Below are 12570 nucleotides of genomic sequence, written 5' to 3'. Positions count from 1 at the left end.
TGAAAGACGACGAGTATGATGGAAGGCTGGCAGCGCGCCTTTGTACTGCATAGTCGTCCCTGGAGCGAAACCAGCCTGATGCTGGACGTCTTCACGGAAGAGTCAGGCCGCGTGCGCCTTGTTGCCAAAGGCGCACGTTCTAAACGTTCTAATCTGAAAGGTGCTCTGCAGCCTTTCACACCGCTGCTGGTGCGCTTTGGCGGACGTGGGGAAGTGAAAACCCTGCGCAGTGCTGAAGCCGTCTCTCTGGCGCTCCCCCTCTCTGGTATTACGCTCTATAGCGGTCTGTATGTTAACGAGCTCATTACGCGCGTACTTGAACATGAGACCCGCTTCTCTGAACTGTTTTTCGACTATCTGCACTGTCTCCAGGCGCTGGCGGGCACCACCGGTTCGCCGGAACCGACGCTGCGCCGCTTTGAGCTGGCATTGCTCGGGCATCTGGGGTACGGCGTCGATTTTCTGCACTGTGCGGGCAGCGGTGAGCCGGTAGAAGACACCATGACCTACCGCTATCGTGAAGAGAAGGGTTTTATCGCCAGCGTGGTCATCGACAACAATACCTTTACCGGCCGGGATCTGCGGGCGCTGGCTGAACGCGAATTTCCTGATGTCAGTACCCTGCGGGCGGCAAAACGCTTTACCCGTATTGCACTCAAGCCGTATCTTGGTGGCAAGCCCCTGAAGAGCCGCGAATTATTCCGGCAGTTTATGCCGAAGCGTTAACGTATTGAGTCCTCTCTCCTGGTGTGAGAGGGGAAACGAAACAAATGAAAACGAGGATTGTCATGGCTGAATTACTGTTAGGCGTCAACATTGATCATATTGCCACGCTGCGCAATGCGCGCGGCACCGCATATCCTGACCCGGTCCAGGCGGCCTTTATCGCCGAGCAGGCGGGCGCCGACGGCATCACCGTGCATCTGCGTGAAGATCGCCGCCATATTACCGACCGCGACGTGCGTATCCTGCGTCAGACGCTGGACACCCGCATGAATCTGGAGATGGCCGTCACCGAAGAGATGCTGGCGATCGCCGTTGAGACGAAACCGCATTTCTGCTGTCTGGTACCGGAAAAGCGCCAGGAAGTCACCACCGAGGGCGGGCTGGATGTGGCCGGTCAGCTGGATAAGATGCGTGACGCCTGCAAACGCCTGGCCGACGCCGGGATCCTGGTATCGCTGTTTATTGATGCTGATGAAGCGCAGATCAAAGCCGCAGCCGACGTCGGCGCGCCGTACATTGAGATCCATACCGGCTGCTACGCCGATGCTGAAGACGAAACCACCCAGGCGAAAGAGCTCGATCGCATTACGAAAGCGGCGACCTACGCGGCGGGTCTGGGCCTGAAGGTTAACGCCGGTCACGGTCTGACCTACCATAACGTCAAAGCCATCGCGGCGATCCCGGAGATGCACGAGCTGAACATTGGCCATGCGATAATCGGCCGCGCGGTGATGAGCGGCCTGAAAGAGGCGGTGGCAGAGATGAAGCGTCTGATGCTGGAAGCCCGCAAGTAATGGCCATCCTCGGCTTAGGCACGGATATCGTCGAGATCGCCCGTATCGAGGCGGTGATTGCCCGCAGCGGCGATCGCCTTGCCCGTCGGGTGCTCAGCGATAACGAGTGGACCATCTGGGAAACGCACCAGCAACCGGTGCGTTTTCTTGCCAAGCGTTTCGCGGTGAAGGAGGCGGCGGCAAAAGCTTTTGGCACCGGGATCCGTAACGGTCTGGCGTTTAATCAGTTCGAAGTGTTTAACGATGAGCTGGGTAAACCACGCCTCAGGCTGTGGGGCGAGGCGTTAAAGCTGGCGGAAAAGCTGGGTGTAGCGCATATGCACGTAACGCTGGCGGATGAGCGCCATTACGCCTGCGCTACGGTAATTATCGAAAGCTAAATCTTATCGGCGTGGTGCATCAGCACGAACTTGTCCCACAGCTGCTCTTCCGATTCAGGATGTGCCGGATCTTTCAGGATAGTATTAGGGATTGGGCACACCTTCTGGCAGGTTGGCGTCTCATAATGACCAATGCACTCGGTGCAACGGTCGCTGTTAATCTCGTAAATGCTATCTCCCATTGAAATGGCCTGGTTAGGGCATTCGGGTTCGCACATATCGCAATTGATGCATTTTTTGGTGATTAACAGCGCCATCAGGAAATTCTCAGAAACAACACAAACAGGGCGGGCATTATACGCTCATTCCCTGCTCAAACCAGTTTTTTTACCAGCGCCTCACTGTGGCGAATGCGTTCCGGAGCATGCTCCAGATCCTGCTGTACCAGCGCCATAAATAGCAGATCGGTTAGCATCATTTGGGCGCTGGTGGATGAGATCGCTGCGCTGCGGGTGGCCTGCTCCTCGGCAATGGTATACAGACAGCGCGTGGCCCGCTGTTGTAACGCATTGGGAGTGAAGCCGGTGATCGCCAGAATTTTGCCCCCCACGCGCAACGCTTCATCAGCGGCCAGATTGATTTCGCGGCGTTCGCCTGAATAGGAGAGGGCCAGCAGAAGGTCGTCAGGCTCCATCGCCTGCACGGTGGCCAGCAGGGCATGCATATCCTGTTCGACAATCGCAATCACGCCGATTTTATTCAGCTTCCAGCCAAAGTTACGCGCCACCAGCCCGGAGGCGCCAATGCCGGTGAGGATCACCCGTCTTGCCGCACGCAGCATGGCCACGCTCTCCAGCAGCTTCTCTTCGCTGTTGACGTCGAGGGTGGCGTGCATCGCTGCAACGTTCTCTTTGATCAGTTTTTCGCCCACCAGACGCATCGGATCGTCGCCGCGGATCTGGTTATGTACCGGCATAGATTGCGGATTCGGGTTACTGGCGAGCGCCTCACTGAGCGCCAGCTTGAGCGCGGGAAAACCTTTAAAACCAATCTTCTGCGCGAATTTCACCACGCTTGACTGGCTTACGCCCGCCTCGCCAGCAAGCTGCTGAGAGCTTAAATGGCGGGCACGATCGGGCTGAGAGAGTAAAAAATCCGCCAATTTTTTATCGCTTTGGGCAAAACCCGCGTATCGCTGGCGGATACGAATTAGACAGTTCATAAGGACTCCTGGCGAAATGTGATGACTGCAGCAATTGCGAATTCTGCTCGCCTGAATGAATTTTATATTCCATTATAATGCGACTATTATGAATTAAAAATTCTTGAGGGACAAAAAATGAATCTTGGCTCACTGGTATCAGAATCCCGCAACCCACAAACCCTGGACCTGGATGCACTCTCCACGCTTGACCTTGTTCATCGCTTTAACCAACAGGATACGCTGGTCGCGCAGGCAGTGAAAGAGACATTGCCTGAGGTGGCGAAAGCCGTGGATGCCGCGGCCGACGCGCTGAAAGCGGGTGGACGCATCATTTACATGGGGGCGGGCACCAGCGGTCGTCTTGGGGTGCTGGACGCCTCCGAGTGCCCGCCGACCTTTGGCGTACCGCATGGCCTGGTGATCGGTCTCATTGCCGGTGGCCCGGGGGCACTGCTGAAAGCGGTTGAAGGCGCTGAGGACAGCAAGCAGTTGGGTGAAGACGATCTCAAAGCTCTGAACCTGACCGCGCAGGATCTGGTGGTCGGGCTGGCGGCATCCGGGCGCACGCCGTACGTCATTGGCGGGCTGGAGTATGCGAACCAGACCGGCTGCACCACCGTGGCCATCTCCTGTAACCCAGGTTCACCCATCGCTCAGGTGGCGGCAATCGCTATCTCGCCGGTGGTCGGCCCGGAAGCGTTAACCGGCTCCACCCGCCTGAAATCCGGCACGGCGCAAAAGCTGGTGCTGAATATGATCTCCACCGGGGCGATGGTGAAGTTTGGCAAGGTCTATCAGAACCTGATGGTGGATATGAAAGCGACAAACGTGAAGCTCATCGACCGCGCGTGTCGCATGGTGGTTGAAGCCACGGGGAGCTCCCGTGAAGAGGCGGAAAAGGTGCTGCAACAGACCGGGTATGACGTCAAACCGGCCATTCTGATGATCTTAAGCGGCCTGGATGCCGTAACGGCGCGCGCCAGGCTCGACGCGCATCAGGGATTCTTACGTGCGGCATTAGAAAACTAACGAGGCGTACATGGAAAAAACAGCAGCGCTCGCCAGCGGTATCCTTGCGGGGATCGGCGGAGAAGAAAATATTCTGCGTCTGGAAAACTGTATGACGCGGGTGAGGGTGGAAGTTCAGGATGACGACAAGCTCGATCTGGTCAGGCTGAAAAAACTTCCGGGCGTCAGCGGTTACGTGAAGCAGGGGGAGCAGCATCAGCTGATCGTCGGGCCCGGCAAAGCCGCGCAGGTGGTGGATGCCATGCGCACGCTGATGGGCGGCGCGGTAATTGATGACGCCGAGCGCACCAAAGCGCAGGCCAAAGCCAAATATAAAGCCCCGATGAGCGACGCGCTGCGGCTGCTGGCAAACGTCTTTATTCCGCTTATTCCGGCTTTTATTGCCTCGGGACTGATCACCGGGATTATCAACATTCTTAAACGCCCGGACATTGTCGGGGATTTTGCGACGCACTATCCAAACCTGCTTGGGATCCTCGCTATTTTCGGCAGCGCAGTCTTTGCCATCATGAACATTCTGGTGGGTGTTAACACCGCCAAAGTGTTTGGCGGCTCGCTGGCAATGGGCGGTGTAATGGCGGGGATCCTCTCCAGCCCGCAGTTGGCGCAAATCACCCTGTTTGGTGAGGCGCTACAGCCGGGGCGCGGTGGGGTGATCGCCGTGCTGCTGGTGGTGGTGCTGATGTGCTGGATTGAGAAAAAGCTGCGTAATGCCCTGCCGGGCTCGCTGGAGCTGATCCTCAACCCGCTGCTGACCACGCTTATCACCGGCAGTATTGCTATTATCGCTTTGCAGCCGCTGGGGGGATGGATCTCAGAATCTATCGCTCATGGCGCATCCTGGGCTATCGATCGCGGTGGGTTCCTGGTGGGCGCGGTGCTGTCGGGCACCTTCCTGCCGCTGGTGTTGACCGGTTTACATCAGGGGCTGGTGCCAATCCACGTTGAGCTGGTGCAGGCGCACGGGTATAACGCGCTGCTGCCGATTCTGGCCATGGCAGGCGTCGGGCAGATCGGTGCGGCGATCGCAGTGCTGATGAAAACCCGCAATGATCGCCTGAAAAAGGTGATCAAAGGGGCGTTGCCGGTCGGGCTACTGGGCATCGGCGAGCCGCTGATCTTCGGCGTTACCCTGCCGCTGGGCAAGCCGTTTATTGGCGCTTGTCTGGGCGGCGCGGTCGGTGGGGCGCTCATCAGTTACTGGAAAGTGGCCACCGTTATTACCTTTGGTATTTCCGGATTACCGCTGGCATTAACCATCGTGACCGGAAAAGTCATGCTCTATCTGTTAGGCTATTTAGTAGCGGTGATCGCCGGGTTCCTGTTTACCTGGCTGTTAGGGTTCAACGATCCAGAGGAGTAAGGTTTGGCAAATAACGAGCGTCGTGTTGTCTTTTTTGACCTGGACGGAACGCTACATCAGCAGGATATGTTCGGCACCTTTATGCGCTATCTACTGCGCCGACAGCCCCTGAATGCCCTGCTCGTATTGCCCCTGCTGCCTGTTGTTGGCTGCGTGTTGCTGGTAAAAGGGCGCGCCGCCCGCTGGCCGATGAGCCTGCTGCTGTGGGGCTGTACCTTCGGCCATAGCGAAGCCCGGCTTAAACAGCTGGAGAAAGAGTTTGTCAGCTGGTTTCGCGAGCATGTCACCGCCTTTCCGGTAGTGCAGGATCGACTGACGAACTACCTTGACGCCAACGATGCTGATATCTGGCTGATCACCGGCTCGCCGCAGCCGCTGGTTGAACAGGTCTACTTTGATACCCCCTGGCTGCCGCGCGTTAACCTGATCGCCACCCAGATTGGCCGCGCGTACGGTGGCTGGGTGCTGACCATGCGCTGCCTCGGGCACGAGAAGGTGGTGCAGCTGGAGAAAAAAATTGGCACCCCGCTGCGGCTCTACAGCGGCTACAGCGACAGTAAACAGGACAACCCGCTGCTCTACTTTTGCCAGCATCGCTGGCGCGTCACCCCCTTGGGCGAACTTCAGCAACTTGAATGATGATGTGATTATGCATAGCGGATGTGTATAATGCGCCCGCTTTTCAGACTGGAGTATGCTGCGTTGTCCGACCCTGAACTTAATCATGAATACTGGATGCGCCATGCGCTCCGGCTTGCCCAACGCGCCTGGGATGAAGGCGAAGTCCCGGTCGGTGCCGTGCTGGTACACAATAACCAGGTGATTGGCGAAGGCTGGAATCGCCCGATTGGTCGTCACGATCCCACCGCCCATGCCGAAATTATGGCTTTACGTCAGGGCGGGCTGGTGTTGCAAAACTACCGCCTGCTGGATGCCACCCTGTACGTTACCCTCGAACCCTGCGTCATGTGCTCCGGGGCGATGATTCACAGCCGGATCGGTACGGTGGTGTATGGCGCGCGGGATGAAAAAACCGGCGCAGCAGGTTCGCTGCTGGACGTGCTCAGGCATCCCGGCATGAACCATCAGGTCAGGGTTATTGGAGAGGTGTTGGCACCAGCGTGTTCGGCGATGCTAAGTGACTTCTTTCGAATGCGGCGTCAGCAGAAAAAGCAGCAAAAGGCAGAATCGAAGTTATCGGGTGAGTAAGCTCCTCCGGAGCCACCACCGGATAACTCTGTGCCAGCTGCTGCTGCACCTGCGCCTCTTTTTCTTTCTCCAGTAGGTATCCCACCAGGCTTATCTGGTATTTGCGGATATTTTCCACGTAGGCGTACGCCTCGTGGCCGCGCGCATAGCCATAGGTTAACTTGCTGTAATAAGGTTTCTGGCTCAGCAGCGGCAGACGCTGTTTTACGTCTGACCAGCTGTCGGGGTTGCCTTTGGTTTTCGCCGTCAGGGCGCGGGCGTCGATCATATGGGCATATCCCATGTTATAGGCCGCCAGCGCAAACCAGATGCGCTCCTCTTCCGGGACGCTCTCCGGCACTTTGCCCATCATATCCTGCAGATAACGCGCCCCCCCGCTGATGCTTTGTTCGGCATCGGTACGGTCGGTCAGGCCCAGGCTCTGGGCGGTATTTTTGGTCAGCATCATCAGGCCGCGCACCCCGGTGGGTGAAGTGGCCTGCGCATCCCAGTGGGATTCCTGATAGGAGATAGCGGCCAGCAGGCGCCAGTCAATCTCCTGAGCGTATTTCTCAAATAATGGTTTCAGTTCCGGCAGGACATTATCAACCGCCCGCAGGAAGCTGCGGGTATCGACATAGTCGAAATCATCCCCGTGGCCAAGATACTTCTCCTCCAGACGCGCCAGGGTGCCGTCTTCATTCATCCCGTTGAAGAAATCGAGCATGGCGGCAGAGAGCGTCTGGTCGGCATCAAGGGGGCTGAACCAGGTGACAGGTTGCTCGTCAGTCACGTCCAGCGCCACGGCCAGTTCAGGGTGGACGCGCTGGAACAGGCTGATGGCGACCGAGTCGGCGATGGTGTAGGGCAGTTTCCCGTCTGTGACCTGTTCCAGCAGCGCCGTGGTGCCCAGCTTCTCATCGACCCGCCAGTTGAGGTCAGGGTACTTTTTCTCTTTCAGTGCCCGCAGATCATCAATGACCACATGCCCGGGCGCAACGGTGAGCTTATCGGCGCTAAGACCGGCAAGCGTGCGTGGGCGCAGGCTCCCCACGCGGTAGACCAGCTGCTGCGAGACAGAGTAGTAGGTCGGGCCTTGCTGATAGTTTTTGCTGCGCTCGTTGTTATAGACCAGCCCGGCGGCCAGCAAATCGGCATCGCCATTATCCAGGTCGTCAAACAGCTGACTGGTGTTCTGGCGTACTCTGATCTTCAGTTTTACGCCCAGGTAGTCAGCAAAATGCTGCGCCAGTTCGTAATCCAGCCCAATCGCTTTATCGTTGATCGCGCTGTAGGTGAGTGGGGAGGCCAGGGTACTGACGCGCAGCTCCCCCCGCGCCTGAATGGCGGCGATGCGGTTTTCGGCTTTCCCGAACCAGGGGATAGAAGGCCACAGGGCCGCTGCCAGCAGCAGGGTGACAATGCCGATGAACAGATAATTAATCTTTAATTTTTTCAATAAGTTGATTCTATGCGCTGCGTGTTATTCTGCTGTTTATTGGCCATAGTAAAAACAAGTATTACCAAAGATTTCGCGGCATTTTGCGTAAAGTTACGCCACTTAGCAACTTATTAGCGGGTATGGCAACATTTGTTGCTAAACGGCGGCGACGATTTTATTACGACGCAAACGGTTTCGTCGGCGCGCAGGATCCACTATAATGGCGCCCGTTTTCCCCCTTGCGCACACTGTAAGCGCCTCCGGCGCTTCGAAGACGAGAGACTTATGATGGAAATTCTGCGTGGTTCGCCTGCACTGTCTGCCTTCCGTATCAACAAACTGCTGGCACGTTTTCAGGCGGCCGACCTTCCGGTAAGCAATATTTACGCTGAGTATGTCCATTTTGCTGACCTGAGCGCGGCCTTAACGGCAGACGACCTGGTCCGACTGGAACGCCTGCTGAAGTACGGGCCAAGCCTGAGCAGCCATACCCCGAACGGTAAACTTCTGCTGGTCACGCCTCGCCCTGGCACCATCTCCCCCTGGTCTTCTAAAGCAACCGACATCGCCCATAACTGTGGTCTGAGCCAGATTAATCGTCTGGAACGGGGCGTGGCGTATTACGTTGAAGCCGCCAGCCTGACCAACGAGCAGTGGTCAGTGGTGGCAGCAGAACTGCACGATCGTATGATGGAGAGCGTGTTTGCCTCTCTTGACGACGCAGAGCAGCTCTTCTCTCATCATCAGCCTGCGCCAGTGCAGAGCGTGGATCTGCTGGGCGAAGGCCGTCAGGCGCTGATTGACGCCAACCTGCGTTTAGGCCTGGCGCTGGCAGAAGACGAGATTGACTACCTGCAGGACGCGTTCGTTAAGCTGAACCGCAACCCGAACGATATCGAACTCTATATGTTCGCGCAGGCTAACTCTGAGCACTGCCGCCATAAAATCTTCAACGCCGACTGGATTATCGACGGCGAGCAGCAGCCAAAGTCGCTGTTCAAAATGATCAAAAACACCTTCGAACAAACTCCAGACCACGTGCTGTCGGCCTATAAAGACAACGCTGCGGTAATGGAAGGTTCTGAGGTGGGCCGCTTCTTCGCCGATCGCGAAGCAGGGCGCTATGACTTCCACCAGGAGCCTGCGCATATCCTGATGAAGGTCGAAACCCATAACCACCCGACGGCGATCTCGCCGTGGCCGGGCGCCGCGACCGGCTCCGGCGGTGAAATCCGTGACGAAGGCGCAACCGGCCGTGGGGCAAAACCAAAAGCGGGCCTGGTGGGCTTCTCCGTCTCTAACCTGCGTATCCCGGGCTTTGAACAGCCGTGGGAAGAAGATTTCGGCAAGCCGGAACGTATCGTTACCGCGCTGGACATCATGACCGACGGCCCGCTCGGCGGCGCGGCCTTTAACAATGAATTTGGTCGTCCGGCCCTGAACGGTTACTTCCGTACCTATGAAGAGAAAGTGGACAGCCACAACGGCGAAGAGCTGCGCGGCTACCATAAGCCGATCATGCTGGCGGGCGGGATCGGCAACATTCGCGCCGATCACGTGCAGAAAGGCGAGATCGTCGTCGGTGCGAAGCTGATCGTACTGGGCGGCCCGGCGATGAACATCGGTCTGGGCGGCGGGGCAGCCTCTTCTATGGCGTCCGGCCAGTCTGACGCCGATCTTGATTTCGCTTCCGTGCAGCGTGATAACCCGGAGATGGAACGCCGTTGCCAGGAGGTCATCGACCGCTGCTGGCAGCTGGGCGATGCTAACCCGATCCTCTTTATTCACGACGTCGGCGCGGGCGGTCTCTCCAACGCCATGCCAGAGCTGGTAAGCGACGGCAACCGCGGCGGTCGTTTCAACCTGCGCGACATCCTGAGCGATGAGCCGGGCATGAGCCCGCTGGAAATCTGGTGTAACGAATCCCAGGAGCGCTATGTACTGGCCGTGGCGCCAGAGCAGCTGCCGCTGTTTGACGAGCTGTGCCGCCGCGAGCGTGCGCCTTACGCGGTGATTGGTGAAGCGACCGAAGAGATGCACCTCTCCCTGAGCGATACCCATTTCGACAACCAGCCGATTGACCTGCCGCTGGACGTCCTGCTGGGTAAAACGCCGAAGATGACCCGCGACGTTGAGTCTCGCAAAGCCAGCGGCAAAGCTCTTGATCTGCAGGGCGTGACCGTTGCCGAGGCGGTTAACCGCGTTCTGCATCTGCCGGCGGTGGCGGAGAAAACCTTCCTTGTGACCATCGGTGACCGCACCGTAACCGGCATGGTCGCCCGCGATCAGATGGTGGGTCCGTGGCAGGTACCGGTAGCGAACTGTGCGGTCACCACCGCCAGCCTCGACAGTTACTACGGTGAAGCGATGGCGCTGGGCGAACGTTCCCCGGTGGCCCTGCTGGACTTCGCCGCTTCTGCCCGTCTGGCGGTGGGTGAAGCGCTGACCAACATTGCCGCGACCCAGATTGGCGACATTAAACGTATTAAGCTCTCCGCCAACTGGATGGCCGCAGCCGGTCACCCGGGCGAAGACGCCGGGCTGTACGAAGCGGTAAAAGCGGTGGGTGAAGAGCTCTGTCCTGCGCTCGGCCTGACCATTCCGGTGGGTAAAGACTCCATGTCGATGAAAACCCGCTGGCAGGAAGGCAACGAGCAGCGCGAGATGACCTCTCCGCTGTCGCTGGTGATCACCGCCTTTGCCCGCGTGGAAGATGTGCGTCACACCATCACTCCGCAGCTCGCCACCGAAGACAACGCCCTGCTGCTGATTGACCTGGGTAAAGGCCACAATGCGCTGGGCGCAACCGCGCTGGCGCAGGTTTATCGCCAGCTGGGCGACAAGGCGGCAGACGTGCGCGACGTGGCGCAGCTGAAGGGCTTCTACGACGCCATTCAGGCGCTGGTGGCACAGCGTAAGCTGCTGGCCTACCACGACCGTTCCGATGGCGGCCTGCTGGTCACCCTAGCGGAAATGGCCTTCACCGGCCACTGCGGCGTAGAAGCAAATATCGCCTCTCTGGGCGACGATCGTCTGGCCGCGCTGTTCAACGAAGAGCTGGGCGCCGTCATTCAGGTGCGTGCAGCCGATCGCGAGGCAGTAGAATCGCTGCTGGCGCAGCACGGTCTGGGCGACTGCGTGCACTATCTGGGTAAAGCCGTGAGCGGCGATCGTTTTGTTATCGAGGCGAATGGTCAGACGGTGTTTGCCGAAAGCCGCTCCACGCTGCGTATGTGGTGGGCAGAAACCACCTGGCAGATGCAGCGTCTGCGTGATAACCCGGCGTGCGCCGATCAGGAGCACGAGGCGAAAGCCAACGACCAGGATCCGGGCCTGAACGTCAAGCTGTCGTTCGACCTTAACGAAGACATCGCCGCGCCGTACATCGCGAAGGGTGCCCGTCCGAAAGTGGCCGTTCTGCGCGAGCAGGGGGTGAACTCCCACGTTGAGATGGCGGCTGCCTTCCACCGTGCGGGCTTCGATGCTATCGACGTCCATATGAGCGATCTGCTGGCAGGCCGTACCGGTCTGGCCGATTTCCAGGCGCTGGTGGCGTGTGGCGGCTTCTCCTACGGTGACGTGCTGGGTGCGGGTGAGGGCTGGGCGAAATCCATTCTCTTCAACGAACGTGTCCGCGATGAGTTCGAAACCTTCTTCCATCGTCCGCAGACCCTGGCGCTGGGCGTTTGCAACGGCTGCCAGATGATGTCAAACCTGCGTGAGCTGATCCCGGGCAGCGAAGCCTGGCCGCGCTTTGTGCGTAACCAGTCCGACCGCTTCGAAGCGCGCTTCAGCCTGGTGGAAGTGACTCAGAGCCCGTCTCTGCTGCTGCAGGGCATGGTCGGATCGCAGATGCCAATCGCCGTCTCCCACGGTGAAGGGCAGGTTGAACTGCGTAACGCCGCGCATCTGGCAGAGCTGGAGAGCAAAGGCCTGGTGGCGCTGCGCTTTGTCGATAACTTCGGCAAGGTTACGCAGAACTATCCGGCGAACCCGAACGGCTCTGCCAACGGGATCACCGCGGTGACCAGCGAAAGCGGTCGTGTTACGGTGATGATGCCGCACCCTGAGCGTGTATTCCGCACCGTCAGCAACTCCTGGCACCCGGAAAACTGGGGCGAGGACAGCCCGTGGATGCGTATCTTCCGCAACGCGCGTAAGCAGTTGGGTTAATAGCAGAACGGCAACTTCGGTTGCCGTTTTTGTTTGCACCCTCTCCTTGGGGAAGAGGGCTGGGATAAGGGCATCAGGCCGCACTGTCCCGGGAAAATTCTCAGTGTCGCAAATGTGCGACAACCCTCACATATTGATGTCGTCAATTGGCGACATTTAACTTGTTGATTTTTATAGATCCATTAATAACGCTGTCAGGGTGTTGCTAATAAGCGACAGATAGCCTGAACGTCATTCCCCACGCAATTGTCGCCAGTCTCTCTAAAACGATATATAAATTAACACTTTAATATTTTTATTTGCATTATGGCACATCTGTTGCATAATAATAA

Annotated in this window: 11 protein-coding genes; 8 read left to right on the top strand and 3 right to left on the bottom strand. The window is 58.0% G+C overall.

Going from position 1 to position 12570, the window contains the following annotated elements; translation table 11 throughout:
* Positions 1-18: 18 nt before the first annotated feature.
* From recO to acpS, 3 genes are all read left to right on the top strand, one after another.
* A complete protein-coding gene (gene recO / locus MXM41_RS07270; RefSeq protein ID WP_325930879.1) occupies positions 19-726 on the top strand; it encodes a DNA repair protein RecO in 708 nt (235 codons plus the stop codon).
* Between the two features lie 62 nt (positions 727-788).
* Complete coding sequence (gene pdxJ / locus MXM41_RS07265) at positions 789-1520, top strand: pyridoxine 5'-phosphate synthase (protein ID WP_325930782.1); 732 nt, start codon at positions 789-791, stop codon at positions 1518-1520.
* Positions 1520-1900, top strand: coding sequence for a holo-ACP synthase (gene acpS, locus MXM41_RS07260; RefSeq protein ID WP_325930781.1), 381 nt, complete (start codon positions 1520-1522; stop codon positions 1898-1900). The genes pdxJ and acpS overlap by 1 nt, the downstream gene beginning before the upstream one ends.
* On the opposite strand, the gene MXM41_RS07255 is transcribed toward acpS, so the two are convergent.
* A complete protein-coding gene (locus MXM41_RS07255; RefSeq protein ID WP_325930780.1) occupies positions 1897-2157 on the bottom strand; it encodes a YfhL family 4Fe-4S dicluster ferredoxin in 261 nt (86 codons plus the stop codon). The genes acpS and MXM41_RS07255 overlap by 4 nt on opposite strands.
* A 56-nt stretch (positions 2158-2213) precedes the next feature.
* Positions 2214-3062, bottom strand: a complete 849-nt coding sequence (locus MXM41_RS07250; protein WP_325930779.1) for a MurR/RpiR family transcriptional regulator — start codon at positions 3060-3062, stop codon at positions 2214-2216.
* 117 nt (positions 3063-3179) lie between these two features.
* On the opposite strand from MXM41_RS07250, the gene murQ reads away from it, so the two are divergent.
* From murQ to tadA, 4 genes are read left to right on the top strand one after another with little or no spacing between them, the layout of a single operon-like run.
* Entirely contained in the window at positions 3180-4073 is an 894-nt protein-coding gene (gene murQ / locus MXM41_RS07245; protein ID WP_325930777.1) for an N-acetylmuramic acid 6-phosphate etherase, read from the top strand.
* Positions 4074-4083: 10 nt separating this feature from the next.
* Positions 4084-5436, top strand: coding sequence for a PTS transporter subunit EIIC (locus MXM41_RS07240; RefSeq protein ID WP_325930775.1), 1353 nt, complete (start codon positions 4084-4086; stop codon positions 5434-5436).
* A 3-nt stretch (positions 5437-5439) separates the two neighbouring features.
* Positions 5440-6075: a phosphatidylglycerophosphatase C gene (gene yfhb, locus MXM41_RS07235; RefSeq protein WP_325930774.1), complete on the top strand. Its 636-nt coding sequence runs from the start codon at positions 5440-5442 to the stop codon at positions 6073-6075.
* A gap of 30 nt (positions 6076-6105) precedes the next feature.
* Positions 6106-6645: a tRNA adenosine(34) deaminase TadA gene (gene tadA, locus MXM41_RS07230; RefSeq protein ID WP_325930772.1), complete on the top strand. Its 540-nt coding sequence runs from the start codon at positions 6106-6108 to the stop codon at positions 6643-6645.
* On the opposite strand, the gene mltF is transcribed toward tadA, so the two are convergent.
* On the bottom strand, positions 6533-8083 hold the full coding sequence (gene mltF / locus MXM41_RS07225; protein WP_325930770.1) for a membrane-bound lytic murein transglycosylase MltF: 1551 nt from the start codon (positions 8081-8083) through the stop codon (positions 6533-6535). The two genes, tadA and mltF, sit on opposite strands and share 113 nt — an antisense overlap.
* 267 nt (positions 8084-8350) lie before the next feature.
* Between mltF and purL the strand changes: the two genes are divergently transcribed.
* Positions 8351-12238 carry a phosphoribosylformylglycinamidine synthase gene (gene purL, locus MXM41_RS07220; RefSeq protein ID WP_325930769.1) on the top strand — a complete coding sequence of 1296 codons (3888 nt, stop codon included), beginning with the start codon at positions 8351-8353 and terminating at the stop codon, positions 12236-12238.
* Positions 12239-12570: the final 332 nt, after the last annotated feature.

Source organism: Leclercia adecarboxylata (genome assembly GCF_035787115.1).
Classification (GTDB): domain Bacteria; phylum Pseudomonadota; class Gammaproteobacteria; order Enterobacterales; family Enterobacteriaceae; genus Enterobacter; species Enterobacter adecarboxylatus_E.
The sequence above is the reverse complement of the archived record's forward strand: the minus strand, read 5'-3'. Positions and strand labels throughout refer to the sequence as shown.